General features: G+C 42.0%; 21 protein-coding genes and 1 pseudogene. 15 read left to right on the forward strand and 7 right to left on the reverse strand.

Going from position 1 to position 23,673, the window contains the following annotated elements; translation table 11 throughout:
- Positions 1–298 (reverse strand): annotated as a pseudogene (locus ACTWPM_RS17295) (helix-turn-helix domain-containing protein); the annotation flags it as partial.
- A gap of 394 nt (positions 299–692) precedes the next feature.
- Between ACTWPM_RS17295 and ACTWPM_RS17300 the strand changes: the two are divergent.
- Positions 693–878 (forward strand): hypothetical protein, encoded by a 186-nt coding sequence (locus ACTWPM_RS17300; RefSeq protein WP_443134248.1) that lies wholly within the window; start codon positions 693–695, stop codon positions 876–878.
- A gap of 65 nt (positions 879–943) precedes the next feature.
- Here the strand turns inward: ACTWPM_RS17300 and ACTWPM_RS17305 are convergent, their stop codons facing one another.
- The gene (locus ACTWPM_RS17305) at positions 944–1,870 is read right to left on the reverse strand and encodes a prenyltransferase (protein ID WP_443134249.1); all 927 of its coding nucleotides are present in this window, start codon (positions 1,868–1,870) and stop codon (positions 944–946) included.
- A gap of 211 nt (positions 1,871–2,081) precedes the next feature.
- On the opposite strand from ACTWPM_RS17305, the gene ACTWPM_RS17310 reads away from it, so the two are divergent.
- From ACTWPM_RS17310 to ACTWPM_RS17330, 5 genes are all read left to right on the forward strand, one after another.
- On the forward strand, positions 2,082–2,297 hold the full coding sequence (locus tag ACTWPM_RS17310) for a hypothetical protein (RefSeq protein WP_443134250.1): 216 nt from the start codon (positions 2,082–2,084) through the stop codon (positions 2,295–2,297).
- Positions 2,298–2,322: 25 nt separating this feature from the next.
- The gene (locus ACTWPM_RS17315) at positions 2,323–2,580 is read left to right on the forward strand and encodes a hypothetical protein (RefSeq protein ID WP_443134251.1); all 258 of its coding nucleotides are present in this window, start codon (positions 2,323–2,325) and stop codon (positions 2,578–2,580) included.
- A gap of 478 nt (positions 2,581–3,058) precedes the next feature.
- Complete coding sequence (locus ACTWPM_RS17320) at positions 3,059–3,475, forward strand: hypothetical protein (protein WP_443134252.1); 417 nt, start codon at positions 3,059–3,061, stop codon at positions 3,473–3,475.
- A 99-nt stretch (positions 3,476–3,574) separates the two neighbouring features.
- A complete protein-coding gene (locus tag ACTWPM_RS17325) occupies positions 3,575–4,357 on the forward strand; it encodes a hypothetical protein (RefSeq protein ID WP_443134253.1) in 783 nt (260 codons plus the stop codon).
- A gap of 113 nt (positions 4,358–4,470) precedes the next feature.
- Positions 4,471–5,907, forward strand: coding sequence for a TcaA NTF2-like domain-containing protein (locus tag ACTWPM_RS17330; RefSeq protein WP_443134254.1), 1,437 nt, complete (start codon positions 4,471–4,473; stop codon positions 5,905–5,907).
- Positions 5,908–5,960: 53 nt separating this feature from the next.
- On the opposite strand, the gene ACTWPM_RS17335 is transcribed toward ACTWPM_RS17330, so the two are convergent.
- A complete protein-coding gene (locus ACTWPM_RS17335) occupies positions 5,961–7,373 on the reverse strand; it encodes a LysM peptidoglycan-binding domain-containing protein (protein WP_443134255.1) in 1,413 nt (470 codons plus the stop codon).
- 238 nt (positions 7,374–7,611) lie between these two features.
- Between ACTWPM_RS17335 and ACTWPM_RS17340 the strand changes: the two genes are divergently transcribed.
- A complete protein-coding gene (locus ACTWPM_RS17340) occupies positions 7,612–7,800 on the forward strand; it encodes a hypothetical protein (RefSeq protein WP_443134256.1) in 189 nt (62 codons plus the stop codon).
- 116 nt (positions 7,801–7,916) lie between these two features.
- Here ACTWPM_RS17340 and ACTWPM_RS17345 read toward each other — a convergent pair whose 3' ends face one another.
- Positions 7,917–9,659 (reverse strand): nitrilase-related carbon-nitrogen hydrolase, encoded by a 1,743-nt coding sequence (locus tag ACTWPM_RS17345; protein WP_443134257.1) that lies wholly within the window; start codon positions 9,657–9,659, stop codon positions 7,917–7,919.
- A gap of 160 nt (positions 9,660–9,819) precedes the next feature.
- On the opposite strand from ACTWPM_RS17345, the gene ACTWPM_RS17350 reads away from it, so the two are divergent.
- The gene (locus tag ACTWPM_RS17350) at positions 9,820–11,088 is read left to right on the forward strand and encodes an L-lactate MFS transporter (protein ID WP_443134258.1); all 1,269 of its coding nucleotides are present in this window, start codon (positions 9,820–9,822) and stop codon (positions 11,086–11,088) included.
- A gap of 48 nt (positions 11,089–11,136) precedes the next feature.
- Here the strand turns inward: ACTWPM_RS17350 and ACTWPM_RS17355 are convergent, their stop codons facing one another.
- The 3 genes from ACTWPM_RS17355 to ACTWPM_RS17365 all read right to left on the reverse strand — a co-directional run bounded on the left by ACTWPM_RS17355 (position 11,137) and on the right by ACTWPM_RS17365 (position 14,955).
- Positions 11,137–12,612 (reverse strand): outer membrane protein assembly factor BamB family protein, encoded by a 1,476-nt coding sequence (locus ACTWPM_RS17355; protein WP_443134259.1) that lies wholly within the window; start codon positions 12,610–12,612, stop codon positions 11,137–11,139.
- 282 nt (positions 12,613–12,894) lie between these two features.
- Positions 12,895–14,292 carry a hypothetical protein gene (locus ACTWPM_RS17360; RefSeq protein ID WP_443134260.1) on the reverse strand — a complete coding sequence of 466 codons (1,398 nt, stop codon included), beginning with the start codon at positions 14,290–14,292 and terminating at the stop codon, positions 12,895–12,897.
- A 132-nt stretch (positions 14,293–14,424) separates the two neighbouring features.
- The gene (locus ACTWPM_RS17365; RefSeq protein ID WP_443134261.1) at positions 14,425–14,955 is read right to left on the reverse strand and encodes a YceI family protein; all 531 of its coding nucleotides are present in this window, start codon (positions 14,953–14,955) and stop codon (positions 14,425–14,427) included.
- Positions 14,956–15,235: 280 nt separating this feature from the next.
- Here ACTWPM_RS17365 and ACTWPM_RS17370 point away from each other — a divergent pair, with 280 nt between their 5' ends.
- The 7 genes from ACTWPM_RS17370 to ACTWPM_RS17400 all read left to right on the forward strand — a co-directional run bounded on the left by ACTWPM_RS17370 (position 15,236) and on the right by ACTWPM_RS17400 (position 23,668).
- A complete protein-coding gene (locus ACTWPM_RS17370) occupies positions 15,236–16,177 on the forward strand; it encodes an N-acetylglucosamine kinase (RefSeq protein ID WP_443134262.1) in 942 nt (313 codons plus the stop codon).
- A gap of 18 nt (positions 16,178–16,195) precedes the next feature.
- Positions 16,196–17,104: an N-acetylmuramic acid 6-phosphate etherase gene (gene murQ / locus ACTWPM_RS17375; RefSeq protein WP_443134263.1), complete on the forward strand. Its 909-nt coding sequence runs from the start codon at positions 16,196–16,198 to the stop codon at positions 17,102–17,104.
- A gap of 91 nt (positions 17,105–17,195) precedes the next feature.
- On the forward strand, positions 17,196–18,533 hold the full coding sequence (locus ACTWPM_RS17380) for an extracellular solute-binding protein (RefSeq protein ID WP_443134297.1): 1,338 nt from the start codon (positions 17,196–17,198) through the stop codon (positions 18,531–18,533).
- An 83-nt stretch (positions 18,534–18,616) separates the two neighbouring features.
- Entirely contained in the window at positions 18,617–19,510 is an 894-nt protein-coding gene (locus tag ACTWPM_RS17385) for a carbohydrate ABC transporter permease (protein WP_224893511.1), read from the forward strand.
- Positions 19,511–19,528: 18 nt separating this feature from the next.
- Positions 19,529–20,368 (forward strand): carbohydrate ABC transporter permease, encoded by an 840-nt coding sequence (locus ACTWPM_RS17390; protein WP_422166081.1) that lies wholly within the window; start codon positions 19,529–19,531, stop codon positions 20,366–20,368.
- 14 nt (positions 20,369–20,382) lie between these two features.
- Entirely contained in the window at positions 20,383–21,249 is an 867-nt protein-coding gene (locus ACTWPM_RS17395) for a MurR/RpiR family transcriptional regulator (protein ID WP_443134264.1), read from the forward strand.
- A gap of 247 nt (positions 21,250–21,496) precedes the next feature.
- Positions 21,497–23,668: an FUSC family protein gene (locus tag ACTWPM_RS17400; RefSeq protein WP_443134265.1), complete on the forward strand. Its 2,172-nt coding sequence runs from the start codon at positions 21,497–21,499 to the stop codon at positions 23,666–23,668.
- Positions 23,669–23,673: the final 5 nt, after the last annotated feature.

Genomic DNA, 23,673 nt, shown 5'->3' on the forward strand with positions numbered 1-23,673 from the left:
GCTTTTTGAAAAACCGTTCATAAGCGTCAGAAAGATGTTTGACCGACGTTTGGATGGCCGTGCTATCCACTTCCTTTAACCAAAGGAATTCTCTTTTAAGCTTGGGTAGTTGTTTGGAACAAGTAGATGTTTGGAACAAGTAGAGTAACTCAAACCTTTTCCGGTTTCCTTGTAGGCACTGCTCCATTCAGAGAGGAAAATGATTGAAGACAAAACGAGCGCAACCTATTGTCTTAGCGATGAGCGATTCTTGGGTTTTATTTGGATAGATACGAAAGTTATACGCTTTATGCCTCAATCTTTCTACCTCCTAACCAGGAACGTATGTTCTTAATTTAGGATATCACGGAAGGGAGAATATTCAAAGGCATTCGCCTTACGGCGACGGTATTCATCTCCCCCTTACCACCGATCTTCGACACGGCGCTTGAAGAGGGAGTCTTCTTCCGATGAATGATAAAGTTGTTAGGGATGGTGTTACTGGCGTTAACTTTAACAACTTGTTCTTCTTTCCAGAGGCCGATTACATAACGTTAATTTCTCATGGGAGTGTCATAGATAAGTTTAAAGAGTCTGAAGAAGTAAAGACGAAACTCTATCTCGAGTTTAAAAGACTTCATCGTGTACAGGATTTTTGAAAAAGTTATCAGGGGTTTACGTTAGATCTGTTTTCAATTTTAGGAGGATTACTAATGGTTTTATTGACAACTTCAGGTAGTTTAAACATCGGAGACATGATTTTTCAATTGTTTTTCTTCGTTTTTTTGCTATTAGTTATAATTGGTGTCATTTCATTCGCTGTTTCGTTTAAAAGAAGAGGGAAGCAGTTAGATCGTATTGAAGAAAAATTGGATCAAATGAAAAATAGGGGACAGTAATAGGCAGCCGTTTCCTAATCTAGTAAAAAAGAACTTCGACATTTGAAGTTCTTTTTTACTAACAGCTAAATGAATATTCCCAACCACACAGCGTTAATCATTGCTAAAATAAGAATGATCTTTTCGTATGCAGAAATCTGCTCATAGTCGTGCATATTCATTTTTATAATTAAATAGATGGAAGCTCCCGCCATCAACATAACGCCCAGAGCAGCCCAGCTTCGATCGAAACCGAGCCATAAAGCACATAGAGATGTCAGGGCGAAATATATCAACGCCGGAAGACGAGCGTAAGCGATGCCGAATTTATCAGCGGCCCAGACCACACTTGTCTGCTTCAGAGGCGTTGCTTTTTTATCGGCTTCCCGATCAGGAATATGATGAACCATGACCCAGGCAATGCAGAAGAGAGCATTAATGACGGCGTTCTGCACCACCCATTCAGGCAGGGTATCGAGTGTGAGCCACGCACCGGCCAAGCCTAGGAAAAGCACGGATGGAAAAGTCGACAGCCATTCTCCTAAAAAAGGACGATAGCTGAACTGGAGCGGCGGAAGCGAGTAAGACACAGCTCCCCATACTCCCACTGCAAGCAATATTCCTAGTTTGTAGAAACCTGAAATAAAAAGCACACCGATGGTTATACCTAAAAGCAGGAGCAGCCCTTTACCGATCCTCCATAAATCCGCCTGGGAGACAAAGCCGGATTGAATAACGCGGCTTCCTCCGGATAAGATCGCGGGGCTGTATGTATCGGTTCCGGAAAGATCATCCACATAATCGTTCAGGATATGAGTGAGAATGCCGTGGATCAGGAATGCTCCAAATATTAATAGAAGGAATAAGATCATTAACTGACTTGTAGAGAAGGAGAAGTATAGATACAAAGGAAGAACAGTAGAAACTATGGTAGCGACACTGGAGGAGATGACGGCGATGAAGCGCATCAAGAGCCAGACTCCTCTGAGGTTCTGTAAGGCTTGCTTCTGCATGCGAGAGAACTCCTTTTTTGTAGAAGGTGTTCTTCTATTATAAGTGAAGTTTAAAAAGGAAGAAATAGCCACTTGCTGAAAATCCGGAATCTATAAGCGAATCGAATATTATGGATAAATATGTTAAGTTAAAAATAGATTGAAAGATAATCTAGTCTTTAAAAACCTTGATAGAGAAGAACCTAAATCAAAGGTTTTAGGAGGAGATTATTTGCTTGCTAATATTCTTTGGGGCTTGTTTTTAGTTCTATTTATAGCCATGATGATCTATCTTGATAAACGAAAAAAGAAGAAACAATACTATACGCATGGAATGAAAAAAGGAGAAAAGACAGAAAAGGAAAAAGAAGTGGACCGGGCGATTGAAAGAGAGAAGTCCTTTAGAGGTGGGCCGCCTGGCGGCCCGGGAGGCGGCGGTGGATTTTGATTTAATTTCCCTGAGGAGGGATGAAATGCTTTATGTAGTATTATCTATTATTATGACAGGTATGCTGATTGGCTCTGTTATTTTTACGATTAGAAAGAGAAAGAAACTGGGTTACACGGGCTTCAAAAGTGCATTAACTCCCATTTGCTTATATTTAATCCCGGTAACACAGCTTTTCGCTTACTGGCTTGATATTCTTGGGCTTATCAGTTGGGGAGTTACAATGGGCATCTTACTATTTGGTGCATACTTTACTAAGTATTCTATTCAGCCTGAAGCATAATTGATTTTCTTTGGATATATAATCCTATTAGTAGACTTATTGATTGATAACTCAAATGAATTATCTAGCGATCTTTAGGACATGAGTACGGTAAACTACCGGATCATGTCCTTTAATTTTGATGAAAGATATTAGTATTCACTACGTTTATATATGAAATAAAAGGATATTTTATAATTCAATTGAATTAGGGATAAAAACTTATTAAATTGTAAATTTTATGCAGGGTATTTGCGGCTTATGTCGAAAGTATTGAAAAGTATTTGCGGGTGTAGTTCCGTTTTAAGAACTATTCTTAAGAAAATATGTAATTAAAAAGGAGGGCAAGATGAGACAGGTTTGTATAAATTGTTCTCACCCCGTAAGTGATTCAAGCTATTGTAGGCATTGTGGCCAATCTCAGAAGTGTCCCAGTTACAAATTCCCCTTTTCCATACAAATTAATTATTGTCATGAATGCGGGGAGCGTGTGGGGCATATGGATAAAAAGAACCATTCCGAACCCGCCTTTCGTAAACCAGCGTTTGTTTGGATTATCGCATGTACACTGATTTTATTATTAATTTTCAATTTTTCTTCTTCCATAGATGCAGATGTTTTTGGATTCTTGCCATTGGTTGAAACACCAGAAAAAACAGTAGAGAATTTCTTTACTATGATTGAAGCTGGGGAATTACTGGAGGCTAAACAGTATCTTCATCCCTCTATTCCATGGGATCCTGTATCAGATATAGGTGTTATTCCTGAACATAGAAGTGATGTGTCAGGAGATTTTGCAGTATTAAATGTAATGTTGGAAATATATCCAGAACCTCTTTATGAACAAAACCAGGGTTTTGTGAGTATAGAATTGGAACGCGTAGATGGAAAATGGTTGATCTATGGATTAGAGTAAAATATTTCATAATTTTATTTTCTTAGTAAGGAGGTGTGGGATTACGCTTTAGTTTAGAACTTCTTTTATCGTTATCAATAAACAGTAAAGGATGATTAGATGAGATGTCCAAATTGCGATAATGAACAAAGTTCAGGTAAGTTTTGTGGAGTTTGCGGAAGTAGTTTAGGAACTGAAGGAAATAGTAATTCCGAGGTTGCAGCTGCCTATGTTAATGGTGCACATGATAATCCGGCAATGTCTATGGATAAAGTTAAGCAGTTTTCAGGAGAGTATGGCCAGACTTCACTCGATTTTTTGAAGCGTCCTGTCTCTGCTTTACAAGCTAATGAATCTTCTTTTGTCCAAGGTATAATAAGTCTATTTATTTATATGGTGACCTTCACATTAAGTATTTATTTTCTAGTGAACACCCTCTTTAAACAAGCCAGTGGATTTTTTATGGAAAGTCAATCTCTCCCGTTTTTTGCGGTGAGTTCCCGGATATTTGTTGTTTCCCTAATAGGTGTTTCGATTAGCTTTGCTGTGTTATTCCTTGTCTCTATAATTTTGAACCTTTCTTTAAATTTGAAGAGTGGAGTTGCCCAGTATGGCGGAATTATAACACCTTTTGTAGGGGTCAATCTACTAGCAATTGTATTTGGTTTAAGCGGAGCAATAGCCCTTACAGTCGCTACTTTATGCATTTCAACATTCTTTACTCTATTAATTGTCCCCACTCTATTTATTTATCACCACGGAATTACCAAAATGCCAGAAAAAAATATATTCTACTGGAGTACAGGTACTACTCTGTCTATCCTGTTACTCTCTTATTTAATAGGACGTGGGATGGTTATCAGTACCTTAAGAGACATCGAATCCTTTATAAATTTCTTTTAATTACACAATTCAACACTTCTACATAATAAAGCAAACAATTGATATTTAATTCTAACTATAACAGTAGTAATTAATGAGCAAATGAATAGGTGGTATAGAAAGGAGATATGTTGGTGAACTATTGTACTCACTGTGGCAATCCTGTTGAGGAAGATAAACATTTTTGTACAACCTGCGGAAAAAAGCAAGATGAGGAAATGGCTAGTACTAAATTAGAGCAGCCTCAAAATCAAAAACCGTCCAGGAAACCTCTCTCCAGAAAAAACAAAATTATTGCAACAGTCTCTGTGGCGGCGGTTGTTCTTTTATTTGGTGCTCATATGGTTATATTATCGGTGCTTGATCCGCTAAAAAGTGTTCAAGCTATGGACCGTGCTTTAACAGATGGAGATTCGAAAGCATTTTTTAACCACGTAGAAGTGGATAAAGAAGCTTTGTTAGATAAAGATCAATACTTAGAGTTTATCCGGCAGAGTGATTGGGAGTCACTGCGGATGCAAATTATAGATGAATTTAATTCTAAAGACTCTCAAGCTTTTGATTCAACCGTGAAAGATTACAATGGGCATAATTTGTTTGTAGTAAAAAGAAATACTATTGTACCAGGTTTATATCATAGTTATGATATTGAGGCTATACCTAATAATGTAGTTGCATCGGCAAATATGGATAATTCTACAATAAAAATGGGAAAGCAGACCGTGAAAATAAATGAAGTAGAAGAAGCAGTAGATCTCGGAAAAGCATACCCAGGAGAGTACAGTTTTGAAGGATCTGCTTCTAATGATTTTGGTAAATTTAAGTATGAGGAAACTGTCTCTGTCTATCCTAATGAAGCGAAAGAGACTGAAGTTCTTGCTCAATTCCCTGAGGAAACGTTTAGAATTGAAACCAATCAATCTGATGCTACTTTGTTTATTAATGGGAAAAGCACAAAAAAGAAGTTATCTGATTATGAGTCTCTAGGACCTTTCCCAGAGGAAAAGGTATCTTTACATGCGGAGTGGAAAGATGAGCAAGGTGAAACACTACAAACGGAAGCCATAATTCCGGACTCTGAAGTGTGGGGATCATTAGTATTTGAATTTGAAGAAAAGGAAGATACAGCTGAAGAAATTCCTGTTTTCGAAGTCGAGACAGATGAAGTAGAGGAGTCTTCAGATGCTAACGTGTGGACCTCAGCAGAAGCTGAAGACCATGTATTAAATTTTAGGGATTCGTATGAGAATGCTTTAAATGAACGTGATTATGAGCAGGTTTCCAATTATCTGGAAGGAGGAAGTGAAGCTGAAGAAGATATTGCCGAATACGTTGGAGACTTGAAAGATAAAGGTTATCACTATGAATTCACAAAAAATGAAATAATAGAAGTAGAAGAAAAAAATGATGCTACTTTTATCATAACAACCAACGAAGAATTTATTTTTACAAACCACAAGGAAGAACAAATTCATTATGATCGAGTTAAAAATTATACTGTAATTTCGACTGAGGATGGCCTAAAGATATCTAAGATTGATATTGATGAAACCGAACGAAGTGACTTATAGATTAAAGTTAAAGAAGAGGGGATCGAAAAAATTCGGTCCTCTCTCTTTGTTAGTTACAATTTCTTCACGCGGAAATTACTTTGCAGAACCGGCCAATTTTGAGGAAACGGACTTCCGAGTACCCAATAGCTAGCGCCTCTCAGACCGTAATTTTTGATGGTATCATACTTTGCTTGAACACTTCGTGCATCCTCGAACCAAACTTCGTGTTCCTGACCGCTGTTATCTGTATAGCGGAAAAAGGGAGATTGATATTCTTCATTATATTGGATATCTACTCCATAGTTTGCAGCTAGCTGAACGGCTTCGATCGGGCTCACGGTACGGGCGAAGGTTCCTTCCACCCAGGGGATTTTCCAGTCACGCCCATAGAGAGGCATACCCATGAGAATCTTCTCTCTTGGAATAACTGTTACGGCGTAATCAAGCACTTCTCTCACTTTGTTAATCGGTGCAATTGCCCACGGTCTTCCTCCGGCCCAGCCCCACTCGTATGTCATAAGAACTATGAAATCTACAATTTCAGCTTGGGTTTCATAATCGTGGGCTTCATAGAGAAGACCTTGCTGATCGGCACTGATTTTTGGCGCAAGTGCCGTAGAGACCAGAAAACCTTGAGGTCGCAATCGATCAGTCAATCGGCGTAAAAAATTATTATAATTTTCGCGGTCTGCTTGATAAACGTACTCAAAATCTACATTCACACCTCTGTACCCTTTTCTCCCCATAACCTCCAGCAGATTGGTAATCAGCGTTTCTTGAATCTGGGAATCTCTGAGAAGGGAAGCGGCCAAGTCTGAATCAAAGGATCCATCCGAAAAGTTGGTGAGAACTAGAAGTGGCAGGGCTCCAGCCGAAGCGGCAGCGTCCAGCACGGGCTGTTCGTCTCGTGAAGATATACTTCCATCTTCCTGAATGGCATACATAAAGAGAGACAAGTAGGTGAAATTCCGACCCAGCGCCCGGACTTCCTGGCCACCGGCCTCGTTGAGCTTTGTCGTGTACGCATTTACTTCGATGAAAGGTCGAGGTAGTGCAGGTACTCTCAATGTCTGCCCCGTATAAATAAGAGCAGGATTTGTAATTGAATTCACCTGAGCGAGTTGATTAACTGTGGTGCCGTAGCGAGAAGCAATACTCCATAAACTTTCACCCGGCTGCACCTCATGAGAGAAGTAGGGAAGGATCAGCATCTCCCCCGCATAAATCTGAGCAGGGTTCGTAATATTATTCACTTCGGCAAGCTCTTCGATCGATACACCGATGCGCTGAGCGATGGCATATACACTATCCCCCGGCTGCACCACATATTCACGTACCGGGTCAGGAATCTCAAGGCTTTGCCCAATGACGAGAGTATCAGGGCGGTTCAGCTGGTTGAGAAGAATAATTTGATTCATCTCCGCTCCGTACATACGGGCAATTCTCCATAACGAGTCTCCTTGCTGCACCACATGAATTTGCATAGACACGCTCCTTCGTTATTGTCACTATATAACATGTTATTCAAAAAAGACATGTCCTATTTTTTAAGCTTTGTAGTAGACGAAGAAACAGAAAGTATAAAAAACTCTCTAAATAAATTTACATAATTTTGAAACCATTCTATTTGAAAATCCGTAAAGTTGCACAAGAAAAAGTATTCTTTTGAATACCTATAAATTTAAAAAGAAGTTCTTCTACAAAAGGGAGGAGGTCGTGCCTGTGGAGATAGTGGCTGCTTTATTAATTATCGGATTAGCCGTAGTTGTAGACTTCTTCTGGTTTGATGTGGATCGAAAACGGTGGGGCTGGATGAAAAATTGGACGAAGGTTCAAAGGGCATTGTTTTTTACTGGATTAGTCTCAATATCATTTCTCGTTTACTTGGGGATAAGCTTAGAATATTTGTAAGTTAATAACCTTCCGCTTAAAGAAAATGGATTTTTAAATAGGTTCCATCAAAAGCTTATAAGTATTGAAAGAAAAGGAAGTTCCCAATCAGGAACTTCCTTTTCTTTCATATTTGATCAAAAAAACGGAGGTTCACGTGTAACAAGTGGTTTGTAAAATGCTGTTCTTCGCGTCATGATCAGTTTTTCCTGATCGAGCCACCAGTCAGTTTTCATAGTTTGAAATGCGTTCATCAGCACGTGTTCAGCAGACTCCGGAGCAATGACTGATTCATCTTTTGTGTAATTTTGGTCAAGGTTATAGATGGCACTCCGGCCTTTATAATTCTGTTCTGTACCTGAAAAATTAGCCACAATAACAGCGGCCTGGGCGCCTTTAGCGACAGCATCCCATGTCGAGACTGTGCCTTTGGGATAAGGTTTTGCAAACATATCCTGATTCATTGTAAGTTCCGTTCCATACTGGCCGTTCCAGCTGGTTGGAATGCAAATCATATCGGCTCGTTTAACCGCAAGTACACTGGCCACCTCAGGAAATACGGCATCATAGCCTATCATCATGCCAATTCGTCCAAATCCATTGATCGGGGTGATTGAGATGTGGTTCCCTGGAGTGGCCCACTTTTCATCACGTTCATCGAGATGGATTTTGCGGTGTTTCCCTATGACTTCTCCCTCTGGGTTAATTAAAATTGCTGAATTATAGTAATGTGGCAATTCCTTTTCTGCAAAACCGAAGACGATGTGGGCGGATTTCTCTTTTGCTAGCTTCTTCATTTCTTTGACCGTCCGCCCGTCATCGGTTTCTGCATAAGCGTGAATATCCTGCTTTTTCCTGGCGTGAACGGGACCGATTAGCGAAAGTTCTGGCAGGACAATCAGGTTCACATCTTTCTCGACTTTTTGCTGGATGAGTTCTTTTACTTTTTCTAGATTTGATCCTTTATTTCCAATATCCGGTTCGTACTGGATGGCGGCTGCTTTAATATCACGTGATACTGTATTTTTCGTATAATCCCATGGACCAAGAAACAGCATGAGATCCTTATAGGAATCCATACGGCGTTCGAGAAGGCGGTCCTTACCTGGGTTTGTAAACTGCGCTGGATCGATCTCACCGTACAGAAATAAATCATCCGTGCCATTTTCGTTTTGGGAGACAGGGGCTTCGGTTAGCTTTTCCCCGTAAGGAGACCAAAGGGCACTGGCACCAATCATTTGGAAATCTTCTTCTTTGTCCGTCCGGTTTGCGCTGATCACATAAAGCCCGTTCATCTCTGCCCAGTGCTGCAGCATGGAAATGGACGCACTGGACGAGTTAGTAGGAAAGCAGAGGATATCAGCCCCATTTACGGCTGCAAGACGGGCGGATTCTAAATAGGCGGAATCCTGACAGATAATCATAGCAATATTCCCTATATCCGTTTCGTAAACGGGGCAGCCAATGTCTCCCCAGCAAGACCAGTAATTTTCCACGACCCACTGATGGATCTTTCGATATTTTCCAATATATCCGTCCGGACCAATAAGTGCTGAGGAGTTGTAATAAAGACCGGAATCTAAATCCTCTTCAGCCATACCGATCACAATATAAACGCCGAATTCCTTGGCTACTTCAGAAAAATGATCGGTGGTAAGGCCCGGAATGGTATCTATATAGGTACTGATTGCGGACCGGTCCAGGTAATGGTAACCTGTCGTCGACATTTCCGGAGTAACAATCAGTTTTGCCCCGTTCGCTGCCGCCTCCCTTACTTTTGATTTAAGTTCACGTATATTTGCATTACGCCGGTTAAGCTTGGGGTTAAACTGAATGGATGCGGTTTTGAATGGTTCTTTTCGTTTGCAAATGCTTCCCACCTCCTGGAAAAATCTCTTCTTTTATCATACCCGACTCATCTATTTCATTAACTAGTAAGAACTTCTGTAAATTATATCCTTATATGCCAAAGTATGTTTGAATTTTGGCAATAAAGGAAAGAGGAAAGAGATTCAAACTTATCTCGAATGGAGGACAATTATGGCAAAACAGAAGGTGAAGAATCGATGGCTGATTGCTTTGTGTGCGGTGGGGATACATATTTCTATTGGTTCCGTGTACGCATGGAGTAACTTTACAAATCCTTTAATAGAGGAATTCGGCTGGAGTTCGTCACAGGTACAGTTTACATTTAGTTTAGCTATCTTATTCTTAGGATTGTCTGCAGCTTTTCTCGGCTGGTTTGTTGAAAAATATGGCCCACGAGTAGCTGGTATAACAGCCGCCATATTTTTTGGGATTGGAGTGTTCGGTTCAGGATTTGCCGTGAATCTGGGATCGCTGTGGGCTTTATATTTATTTTATGGAGTTCTTGGGGGAATTGGACTCGGCGTGGGTTATATAGCGCCTGTCTCTACATTGGTTAAATGGTTCCCTGACCGGCGAGGTCTTGCAACCGGTATGGCTATTATGGGCTTTGGGTTTGCGGCCGCAATCGCAAGTCCTGTCATGAACTGGTTAATCGGTTCAGTAGGAATTGCTATGACATTTTATATTTTAGGAGCTTCTTATTTTATTATTATGATTCTATCATCTCTCTATATGTCAAGGCCGCCTGAAGGCTGGACGCCAGAGGGATATGATGACTCCGAGGAAGAGGATGTAGATAAGATGGATCTTGCATTCATTGGAGCTAAAGAAGCCTTGAAGAAGAAGCGTTTTTACTATCTATGGATCATGCTGTTTATCAATGTCACCTGTGGAATCGCTGTGATATCCGCCGCAAAACCAATTGCTGAGAATACAGTAGGAATGACTTCGGCAGCGGCCGCTTCTCTAGTCGGAATTATGGGGCTATTTAATGGAGGAGGACGCATTGCGTGGGCAACAGCTTCTGACTATATTGGGCGCTCGACGACCTACTTAATTTTCTTTGCCCTGCAGATTGTGCTGTTCATCCTGTTGCCGATGACGACATCTGTCACGCTATTCGTTATTTTCTTCGGTATCATTTACACTTGCTATGGTGGAGGTTTTTCAACTATTCCTGCCTTTATTGGCGACTTGTTTGGAACGAAGGAACTTGGAGCCATCCACGGATATATTTTAACGGCCTGGGCAGCAGCTGGTTTAGTTGGTCCAACATTCGCAGCCTTCATGAGAGATACTGTGGGCAGCTATGAAAGCAGTTTAATTTATTTTGCTGGTTTGTTCGTTGTTGCTTTAATTGTCTCAATCTTAACGAAAGTGGATATTCGCCGTTTAAAGGCCAATATCAGGCATTCGGAAAATCAGCGAAAAGCTCAATAATAGGAAGAAGAAAGCCGCTCTTAAATCGTAAGAGCGGCTTTTTTAAACTTATTTTGGTTGGGAGTGTTTTTTTCCAGAGTTTTTGCGATACCAGTAAATACCTAAGAAAATAACCAGTGCTAATACGGCAAGAATGATTATCAGCATTGTGTTTGAGGAGCTGGACTCCTCAGAACTCTCGGGTGACGCTGCAGAGTCACCAGTGTTTGCCTGATCTGATGATACTTCCGTAAATTCCTCTGACTTTTCCCCTGTGTACAGTTCGGATTCACTTAGGGTTCGAATATCTTCAAGCGGTTGAACGTAAACATTTCCATCCTGACTTCCTGATATATAATGCTCGTTCATAATAATCGCGCCGGCCGGGGCGAGGGTGCCGCCAAGCTTCATCTGGTTAACCAATTCACCTGATTCTGCTTCAAAAGTGAAGACGTCACCCGCTGCGTTACCAAAATAAACATATTCCTTATAGGCGACAGGGGGTGCTTTATTAACGCCGCCTTCATACTCCCACTTGATTTCTTTTGCTTCCGTATCAAAGGCGTAAAATTTTTGTGTAATCGGGCTGCCTACAAAAATTGTTCCATCCTGTAAAACCGGAGCGCCGGATTTATTGTTTTTAACATGCTCACCTGTTCCTAAAGATTCTTCGTGGGTGACTTCACCCGTTTCTTTGTCCATTTCGTACAACATGTGTTCATACATATTTTCTCCCTCCGCTTTTACGAGGGCGGTGGTATAGATTGAAGTTTCACTTACCACAGGGGGAACATCGTCCAGTCCAGCAGCAACCTGATCGAATTCCGTTTCCCATTTTCGTTCCTGATTCGCAAGATCGATGGCGTTAAAATGGAACTGCTCTGCACTTCCGCCACCTCCTACATAGAGGGTATCTCCTTCGATGAGGGGAGAGGACATGCTTACAATACTTCCCAGGTCAAATTGCCAGTCTAGTTCCCCAGTTTCCCGGTTCACCCCATAAAGCTGCTCGTCGCCTGCTGTAATATAGACATTTTCCCCATGGATGGCTGGCGTAGGCATTACTTCTCCATTGGTTTCGAACTGCCATACGGTTTCCCCCGTTTCCGCATCAACAGCCAGCATTCCGTTTTCTCCGGTTCCGCGATTGCCGTTTTCCTGGTAATAACGGTTCCCGTAGCCGACAAAAAGCATACCGTCTTTGTAAATCATTTCTGAATGTACCCAGTTAGGTGCAGAAGACTTCCAAAGACGCTCGCCACTCTTTATGTTAAAGGCTTGCAGGCTTCCGGTATTGTGGTTTCCGATGTAGAGGGTGTCTTTAATAACAACGGGAGTGGCCCGGAGCTGGTTGTCAGTAGGGTATTTTTTTCGGATGGTTTCTTCTACAGCTTCTCCATGGACAGGATTGTTTGTTTTGTTTAATCGGTATTGTTCCCATGAGTCTGGACCGAACACAGCAGCTGAAACGTTGACAGGGAGAATAAAACTTAGCAGCAGGCCAAGGCCTGTGAGACATATTACATGTTTAATTTTTACATTCAATTATGTACACATCCTCTCTTGTTTTGGTATGTATTCCCTTATAGTAAAGGCTAACACTCTTTTTTTACCAATGCACGATTGTAACGAACATTACGTGGAGAAGGATACAAACTGAGGTTGTGAAGGGACTGCTTCCGAACTTTTCTAATCGTGTTTTTCTTAATAAGGGACTGCGGAAAGGGCAGATGACTCTCGGTTATGCGGGAAGAGCTATTAATCAAAACGTCAGCAAATAGAAAAAGCACAACACGTTATCAGTTCTCGTGTTGTGCTTTTGAAGCTTTATGCTCGCCGTTTCACCATATCAATGTAAAGCTGTTTGTATGCATTATGTTCTTCGTTCATCCCTACTTCATGATACAGTTTTGCAAGCCACTGGACCGGTCGATGGTCTTCTTCACGAAGCTCCATATCAAAGCTCATACACTCAATGGCTTTTTTGGGCTGATGAAATTCATGATAAAGTTCGCCTAACTTCATTTGCTGGTTAGGATCCTCAACTATTTCGTTCATGAGGTCCACCTTTTTTAAAATGGGTACTGCCTGAGGGTAGTTCTTAAGCGGCTCTGCCCATTTCTTGATGTACGACACCTCATGTTCATCCATCAGGGAACTGATCGCCTGGGTAAGAATTTCAGCTGTCTGGGGGTCACCGCTCTCCAGCAAATGTTTGAGGAGCATTTGCAATTCCTCTGGCGTCATGTCCTCAGCAGCACTTTCATTTCCTTTAAACATCTGCACCAATTGAGTGGACTGATGTTGAGTTAACGTGAGCCCGCTTTGGTGAATCAGTTTTAAAATGTCCTTGAATTTTTCGTTTGCGATATAGGCATGCAGTAAATCCTGCTCCAGAGGCTCAATGGCCAGCCCGCGTTTATACAAATCATCAAGCAGATGGAGTCGGTCAAACTCCTCGAAGCGGCTGTCTATCAGCGAATGCAGAGCTTCATAATCCTTAGGATCCTGCGTATGCACCGCTTGCTGAATTGAGATTGCCAGCAAATCATTTACTCGACCTTGTTTATCATACAAATTTGATAATTTTTGAAAAGACTGTTCATGGTGTTTGGAAGAATATAATTTTTTCTCTGTATAAATTGGATCGTGGGAGAGAATGGTCTCATCATTATTTTTATAACGCTCATCATATTGGTTGAAATCGAGATCTCCTGAAAAAGCCTCTACTAAGCGATGATGCGGGGAGAAATCTTTAAGAATTTGAAGGATACGATAACATGACAGTAATTTTCCATCACGGCGTTCTTTGTAAAAAAGAGTCTCGATAAAGTTTGATAATTTTTCTTTGTTAATAAAGGATTCGAAGTAGGTAGCAATTAAAGCTGTTTCCTGCAAACTATAGTGGTTCTGGAGTTTTTTAAACAATCCATTAAAACTTCGCTTGCTGAACTGAGGTTGGGAGGAGAGGACGAAATCGATCAGCGGGTGAGGAGGTGTGAATGTGATCCCTTTCTGGAATGCTTTATTCACATAAGACCGCTTGGTCAACTTCTTCGCTGAAGCATAATTTAAGTACTGATTCTTATGAAAGAAAAGATAGGACGTCTCATCCTGGTCATTGGTGACTTCAATAATTTTACATTGGTTGAAAATTGCCATACTTTGGACTTGCCACTGGGCTTCCTGCTTGTTTTCTTTAACCGTTACTGTTGAAAAGGGCATACATCAACCTCCTTATCGTTACTTTTATCTTACCATGAAAGAGAGTACGAAAGATAGCTGGGGCATTATGGCAGGAGAGAAAATAAAAAAATTCCAACCCTCTCGTGCATGAGGGCTGGAATTTTCGTTCAATTATTCTGAGACGATGAATTCAAAATTTCCTTCGAATTTTACATCTTTACCTAGCATAAGGCCGCCGGTTTCCATGGCAGCGTTATAGGTCATGCCATATGCTTCACGGTTGACTCTTCCGGTTACATCGAAGCCGGCTACCGTACTGCCGTCCAAAGGACTCTTGGAAGTTCCGTTATACTCTACGTTGAACGTTTCTTCGTTAGTTACCCCTTTAATTGTAAAGTCTCCGGTGATTTTGTATTCATCATCATCTACTTTTTGGATGGATTTACTTTCAAAAACCATATTTGGGTAAGTTTCCGCTTCAAAGAAGTCACCTGCGCGAAGGTGATTATCACGGTCTTCATTTCCTGTATCGATTGATTGTACAGGAATGGTTGCTGTGATTTTAGCAGATTCAAGATCTGTAAAGTCACCATTCACCTCTATATTAAAATCGGTAAATTCACCTTTAGCTTTGGACACCATCATGTGTTTAATTTGAAAATCGATAGCACTGTGTGCTTGGTCTAGTGTTAGTGTTGACATTGGGCATTCCTCCTCGTGATTTGTATTTGCAAGTCTAAGGCTAACGCAACTAATAGTTTGAAGTCAAGATATATGATTTAAGAGTACCTGGGGTGGTAGTTCAAATATTAATGAAGATACCTGCCTCCTTTTCATCCATTTTATTCCACCTCAGGTCATCCATAAATTTCCCCAACACAATTTATATGACTAAAATTTTATTTCAAAACTTAATATGATAAATTGACATAAAAAATCATGAAAGTTATAATAGATTCATAATTTAATTTGGGGGATGGCCATGAATTATGTCATTGGGATTGATGGCGGCGGTACTAAAACTACCTGTTTGTTTATGGGAGCTGACCAGAATCGGATTCCGGTCCAGCCGAAACGAATCAAAGGGGAAGGAACGAATCCTCATATCATAGGATTCGAGGAAGCCGGAGCAAGACTTGTAAATTTGATCAGTCAGGGACTTACGAAGTATTCAATTACTCCTCAACAAATTATTGGAGTGGGATGTGGATTGGCTGGGGTTGGACGCCAGGACGATGAAGAAAAAATGACTCAGATACTGAGAAAAAAATTTTACACTCTTAATTTTTCAGAAAATTTTAATTTGTTTATAACATCCGACAGTGTAATTGCTCTGAAAGGGGCGCTGCCCAAAGAAGCTGGCAGCGGTATGCTTATCATGGCAGGTACTGGCTCCAATGCCGTGGCCGTAGAGGAAAGCGGGAACATATTACGCTGTGGTGGATGGGGGCATCTGATTGGCGATGAAGGTAGTGGTTATTACCTATCTTTGAAAGCGCTATCACAAATAGCGAAAGCTGCGGATGGTCGGGGACCGGCCACTGCCATGAGCTCTTTCCTTTTAAATGATCTCAATTTAGAAGAACCGAAGCAGCTTATATCTTATTGGTACGGGCGGCCTCACGAAAAGCACGAGATCGCACAATTAGCCAAACATGTAATTACTGCTTCAGAGCAGGGAGATGAAGTGGCGGTTGCTCTATTACAAGATGCGGCGGGAGAGCTGGTCCTTCATGCAGAGAGTTTATTTCAGCAATCCTCATCGCTCACCTCAGAAACACCGGTTACGGCAGCGGGGTCTATTTTTCAGCATTCGGAGGTTTTAAAACAGTATTTCATTAAGCATTTACATAAGCGAAGGCTGGGAACTTTTTGTGAAGCCTTAGGACCGCCGGAGTTCGGGGCCTGTTTACTCGCAAAGTAAAGAAAGGTGGGGAGAAATATGGAAGATTCTTTAGCTTTATTAACTACTGAACAGCGAAATCAACGATCTAAACATATGGATCAGATGTCGACTAGAGAAATTCTCACGGTGATGAATAAGGAAGACCAACAGGTGGCTGAAGCTGTAGAAACCGCATTGCCCCAAGTGGAGGAAGCGATTGAGCATATTACCACTGCTTTTAAAAAAGGGGGCCGACTGTTTTACGTAGGGGCGGGAACAAGTGGACGGCTTGGAATCCTTGATGCGTCAGAATGTCCGCCTACGTTTATGGTTCCACCAGATAGAGTTCAGGCCATTATGGCAGGTGGAGGCAGTGCGTTAACTCGTGCCAGGGAAAACACTGAAGATAACGAACAGCAGGGTAAGATGGATCTAAAAGATAAGCAGCTAACTGACGCGGATGTGGTAGTCGGAATTACAGCAAGCGGACGAACACCATATCCTATCGGTGCTCTGAAGTATGCAGGGGAAATCGGTGCATACACGATATCGCTTTCGTGCAATCCATTTTCTGAGATCAGTACTTTTGCCGAAACTCCCATCGAAGTAGTGGTAGGTCCGGAAGTTCTGACAGGGTCCACCAGGTTGAAAGCAGCAACGGCCCACAAAATGATATTGAACATGATCAGCACCACAACAATGGTTCATCTTGGAAAGGTATATGAGAATTTGATGGTGGACGTTCATGCGAGTAACCATAAGCTCCGCGAGCGGGCTAAACGAATCATTGTTGAATGCACGCAGACATCCTACGAAGAAGCTGATCAGGCATTAGTTCAGGCGGATTTTCAAGTGAAGCCGGCCATTGTCATGCTGGAGGCAGGAGTTTCTTATGAAAAAGCACTTGACCTGCTGGATAAGAACAAAGGGCATCTTCGGCAGGCGCTGAAAGCAAAGGATGAATGATTTGAACACCACAAAGTGGGTTTCAAATAAATTTACCAAATAAAAGGGGGAGCTTGCATTGACCATTTGGCGAAAACAATCGGCCTGGTTCATGTTGGTGGCATTTTTGGTTTTAGTTTTAGCAGCGTGCGCTCCGGGAGCAGGTTCGGAGGACACAAGCAATGAAAGTGAAGGTTCTGATTCGGAAGGAAGCTCAGAGTCTGGAGGAGACGGAGAAATTTCCGGCGAGCTTGAAATTCAGTACTTTGTCGGCGGCTATGGAGATTCTTGGTGGAAGGAAGTTATTGGTGATTTTAAAGAGAAATATCCTGATGTGACCATAACGGAACATGCGGGTCCTAATATCAATGAAGAAATGCGTTCACGCTGGGTATCCGATGATCCGCCTGATGTTGTCTATATTGATGGTGCAGGATCCAGTGAAACTCAAATGGTGGAAGATGGTCAGCTGATGAATCTGACGGAGTGGATGAACGGAATCGAACTTGAAGACGGTACGCCGTTAAGCGAAAGCTTTATTGTAGACCCGGCCAAATATGATGGTGACGTTTATAGCCTGCCACTCGTTTTTGATACGTGGGGCACATGGTATGACAGTGCCTGGTTTGACGAAAAAGGCTGGGATGTTCCGAAAGACTTCCCAGGTTTCATGGACACCATGGGGCAGATTAAACAAGAAGAAGACATCGCTCCATTCGTTACTACAGGTCAATATCCATACTATTTCTTACGCGGCATGCTGTATCCGGCCTTCGGTGCTGCGGGCGGTGACGAACTCCTGAATAAGGTTATCAAAGGGGAAGAAGGCGCCTGGACCAGTGAACCGGTACTTAATGTAATGAAAAAAGTAGAACAGATGCAGCAAGAGGGCTATATTGATCCTGGGTTTGGTGCTTTGAACCATACGCAGTCGCAAATGAACTTCCTGATGCATGATAATGCGTTTATTCCTGTTGGGTTCTGGCTTCCGAATGAAATGGAGAAAGATACACCGGAAGATTTCCAGTATGGTTTTATCCCGTCTCCTATGCAGGATGAAGGAGAGCCTTATGCGATTGTACCAGACCTTAGACCGCTTGCTATAGCTGAGAAAGCGGAGAATCCTGAAGCAGCCAAAGCGTTCGTCGAATTTGTATTTACGAAGGAATATGCGAAATTGTTCTCTGAACACACGGGTGCGATTATGAACCTTCAGGGTGTTGACTTAGCGTCCAGCGAAGACGTTCCTCAGTTCTTGATTGAAGCGAATAAGATGATCAACGATCCTGATCAGGTGCAAATCTATCAGAAACCACATCCGATGAGTTCAAATTTAGAAACTCCAATCAGCAATTCACTCGTTTCCCTGATGCTAGGAAATATTACAGCTGAAGAATTCGTAGAAGAAGCTGAACAAGCAGCCAGTGAGTATCGCAGCAATTTGGAATAGTGCATAAAAGGGATGGAATGTGGAGGCTCAAGCCAGTTCCACATTCCATTTTTTCCTACCTATCCTGAAAAGAGGTGAAAGAGATGGTTCAGTCGAAAAAGCAGCGTAATCTGTTTCTTGCTTTTTGTCTCGTACCGACGTTTTTAATGTTTTCGGTGTTTACTCTCTATCCGTTGTTCAATGGATTGTATTACTCATTTTTTGAGTGGTCGGGAGCTTCGTCTCTCGCAGAGTTTGTCGGTTTTGATAACTATAAACGGCTGTTAAACGATGAAATTATCCCCTTAACTATACTTCATGACTATTTTCTTGTGGTTACGAAAGTGATCGGTATTATGATTCTAGCTACTTTTTTTGCGGTCGCGTTAACCCAGATGAAAATAAAAGAAGCCCCTTTTTACCGCATCGTCTTTTTCTTCCCGAATATTATGTCGGTCGTGGTTATTGGTATTCTGTGGATGTTCATCTACAACCCGAGTCTTGGCCTCGTCAACTCAGGTCTGGAATTTATCGGCCTTGAGAGCTGGACAAGACCATGGCTTGGAAGTGAAGACTGGGCACTGCCAAGTCTTGTACTTCCCTCCGTTTGGGCGGGAATTGGGTTATTCATGCTCATGCTGATGGGCGGAATTTCAAATATCTCAAAAAGCTACTATGAGGCCGCAGAAATTGATGGAGCTACGGAATGGCAGCAGTTTTGGAAAGTAACCTTGCCGCTGATTTGGCCACAGATCAAAATTTCCATTTTATACATCATTATTACCACATTGAATGGGTCGTTTATTATCGTTCAGGTTATGACGAAGGGCGGTCCGAATAACTCCACCCATGTTATGGGGTCGTACCTGTATGAACAGGCGTTTGTGAAATACAACTTCGGCTACGGAGCGACGATCGGTGTCATGATCCTGATTTTATCACTGATTACCGTACTGATTATGCAGTTCTTTATGAGAAGAGAGAAAGTAGAATATTAACGGACAGGAGGGGAGAAAGTGAAACGTAAAGGCGGATTTTTCTCACGATCTTTTGTGCGCATTCCACTCATTATCTGGTCGCTTGCTGTTTTATATCCGATCGTATGGATGATTCTAGGGGCCTTTAAATCCAACGCTGAGATTTATTCTAATCCCTGGGGGATGCCCGAATCATTTAATTTTGGTAACTTTGTGGATGCTTGGACCAATTACAATATTGATATCAGTGTGTTTAATAGTTTAATTGTGACCGGTCTTGGGGCTTTATTGACGCTCGCTATGGCCATTCCGACTTCTTATGCGCTTGAGCGGATGAGGTTCCGTGGCAACAGGCTGCTATTTACTTTGTATATCTCTGCAATGATGATTCCAATGGTACTAGGATGGATTCCGCTGTTTTTCTTACTGATGCAGCTGAATCTACTAGATAATATCTTCGGACTCGCTATCGTTTATGCAGTGAGTCAGCTTCCTTTCAGCATTTTTGTACTTACCAGCTTCATGGCAACGATCCCTAAATCATTGGAAGAAGCGGCATCGATTGATGGGATGAGTCCTTACGGCATTCTCTGGAAAATTATCACACCGCTTTCGACAACAGGGATTATTACCGTAACCATTATGAACATGATACAATTTTGGAATGAATACTTTATGGCCTTGATTTTTTTACAATCCGAAGAAAACTATACGCTGGCACTCGCGATTGATTACATCAGTAATGAGACACAATATACAAATGCATGGGGCACGCTGTTTGCAAGTCTCGTCATTGCTATTGTTCCAGTGATTATTCTCTATGCGATTTTCCAACGCAGGATTGTGAAAGGCATGACTGAAGGAGCTATTAAAGGATAAGCGGGGTGATATGGATGAAGAACTCTTTAACCGGCGGGCTCGTGATATTGAACGAAATGAAGGATAAGCTGCCCCCATCCGAGCGTAAAATCGCGCAGTTTATACTTGATCAGCCCCATGAGGCGATCCATTGTACAGCCAGTCAGCTGGGAGAATTAAGTTCTACCAGCAGCGCGGCGGTCATGAGGTTGTGCAAGTCTCTGGGATTAAAAGGTTTACAGGAACTTAAATTGCGCATATCCGGCGACTTACAGAAGAAGCCTGGTTCCAAATACCGGGATATTCAGCCGGGCGAGCAGCCGGATTCTATTGTTGAAAAAGTAACCAGCAACAGTATGCAGGCGATCAATGAGACTACTGAGCTGGTTGATTATGAAACGCTGGAGCGGGCGGTTGAGCTGCTGAAAAGCGCGCGGAGAATCCACTTCTTTGGTGTAGGGGCTTCCGGCATTGTGGCGAAGGATGCCCAGCAGAAATTCTTGAGGATGAACAAAAGTACGTCTGCGTTCACAGATCTCCATAATGCAGTCATGAATATTGCTAACGTGGATGAGCAGGACGTGGTGTTCGGGATTTCATTTTCCGGGGAAACGTATGAAACAGCAAAACTCATGGAAATTGCGAAAGAAAAAGGGGCTAAGACGATCAGCCTGACTAGGTACGGCCAGTCACCGGTGACAAATTCAGCTGACATTTCCTTGTTTATTTCCGCTTCGCGGGAAATCCCAGCGCCATTTCGGAGCGGGGCGACTTCTTCCCGTCTTGCTCAGCTGCACATGATTGATATTCTGTTTGTGAACTTAGTTACGGACCAATATGAAGAAGCCTCCGCCTATTTTAATGAAATTACAGATGTGATGAATCGCCTGAAAGGAAAATAACCACTCTCAACTTCTTGGTGGGTCACTTCGGTTCATTCATTCACCCATTTAATGCCACCTCAGGTCATACAAAAATTTCCTGTTGTTCAATCTTAGTTATTGAATGATTTTCTCCCCATCTGCTTACTGATTTGCAGGTGGTTTTTTGTTGTGCAGGCGGGACAAAAAAGTTGTTCCAAACGCTAAAACCCCTTAACATAGAAGAAGTAAAAAAATAAGCGATGAACGCAAAAAGGTGGATGCTGCATTGAAGCAATTCATATATAGATCCTATTGGCTCCGCCGGTTACTAGCCTCCGATCCGGGCCGGAAACGGCTGAATCAGGCTGGTAAAGCGACCATTAGTTTAATTTCCTCTGTTTTTACAACTACACTTATCTTAAACTTGCTGGGTTTTGAGCCACTTTTGCCTTCCATCATCTCAGGGATAGCTGGTCTTATGGGGATTATGGTCGTAATGGATGATACGAAGGAAAAGAAACAAATAACTACACTGCTGCTCACGCTGTCAGCTGGGTGCGGTGTGACTTTAGGCTCCTTATTGGCCTGGAACGCTATCCTCGTTTCAGCATTGATGATAGCCATCATATTTAGCGCCTTTTACTTCTCAAGGTACGGCAGTCGTTACTTTTCTATTGGTATGATCGGCTTTTTTACAGTATATTTTTCTTCTTTTTTAAAATTATCACCTGCTCAATTCCCCTTGTTTTATTTGGCGATCGCCATCGGAATCATCTACGCATTCCTTTATAATTTTGTTATTTTTAAAGACTCAGTCCAGCTTCTCAAGCGGAGCATGCGCTCTTTTCACCGACAAGCAAATCTTACGTTTCAACTATTAATTGAGATCATTCAGGATCCTGAAACGAGTGAATCACGGATAAGAAAGCTTGAATATAACGTGAGGAAGCTGAGAGAATACGCAAATAATGTTTCCACTGACTTAAGTGCTCAGAATATTAAAGGTATTTGGCCAGGTCTTACAGCCAAGCAGCTTAAGCTCTATGTTTTTGATACGGCTATGTTTGTCATGACTCTGGCCGACAGCCTGCAAAAGTTGAAAAAAGATGATGCACTGGAGATGGCTGAACTGCGTAAATTGCTTGTCCAGGTTATTTCCACTCTGCAGGCGGCCGAAGTCCTTGACCAGAACTACAAGGAAAAAAACCTCGCAGAAGCAGAAAATGTTATTAGATCGCTGCAGGACTTCATTAATGATTTATTTAACAAACAGCCTTCACAGCCGGAAGGGTGGCTTTACTTACTTCGCCGTATAGAGGCGATTGCAACGCATGTAACGGAAGGAGCACTTCTTATCCAGTATTCGCTCCAAGAAATCGACATTCCAGACATGGATTCAGATGATGAAGCGGAAGAGGAGGAAGGAGATGAGAAGGAAGATGAAGGGCTAAAGCCTACTACAAAAAAAGCAATACAATCTCTTATTGCTGGAACGATTGCCATTATAGTAGGTTACCTCATCTCCCCAATTCAGCCATACTGGGTATTGCTGACTACATTTATTGTTCAGCTGGGCACAGAAACGGTCGGCCGGACTTATTTGAAAGGATTAGAGCGCTCGGTGGGAACACTCATCGGTGCAGTGATTGGCTTTATCCTCGCGAGTCTGGTGTCCGGCCATTCGACGCTCGAAGTGATTCTCTTATTTGCGGTGATCTTTTTAGCTTTTTACTTATTAACAGTTTCGTACACAATCATGAGTTTATTTATTACCATGCTGATTGCCTTTATGTATGACCTCATGCTGGGTGGAATTAGTATTGAACTGTTAGGGGCCCGCGTTATAGATACCATTGCCGGTGGTGCTATAGCTTTAGGAGTTTCAGCTTTTATTTATCCTACTAAAACGATGGACAAGGTATCAGAAGCTTTCACGGATTACTTAAATGAACTAGATTCGTATTTAAACCAGTATATTCAAAGTCTGAAGCGTCCGACTGGCGTCAAAGACCTGGCGGGTCTTGCTTTTGAACTGGATGGCAAGATTCAAACAATCGAAGACGAATCCAAACCTGTTCTTCAAGGACCGGGCGCCCGGAAATATTCTGGACTTCCGCGCTGGATTACTATTTTCACTGCCATTAACTATTATGCCAAGCACTTGGTCGCCTCTTCGTACCAAAAGAATTTCTCCTATCCAATAGAAGTCAGCAGCGTTTTTCTATCAGTAGAAGAAAAATTTGCTCATAACATTCAAGTGTTAACGAAAATGATTGAAACGGATGAATGGGCAGGGAAAATGTATGATTTACAGGAAGAGCGGGAAAAAATCGAACGGTTCGCCCCTGATTATCAAGAAAATCAAGGTGATCTTGTTCATCATTTATACTATATTTGGAAGATTAATCAATCGCTTTTGATGATGGGTACTCACATGGGGATAGACAAAAGGAAGTAGCAGGA

Origin of the sequence: Halobacillus sp. K22 (assembly GCF_052246795.1) — a bacterium.
Classification (GTDB): Bacteria; Bacillota; Bacilli; order Bacillales; family Halobacillaceae; genus Halobacillus.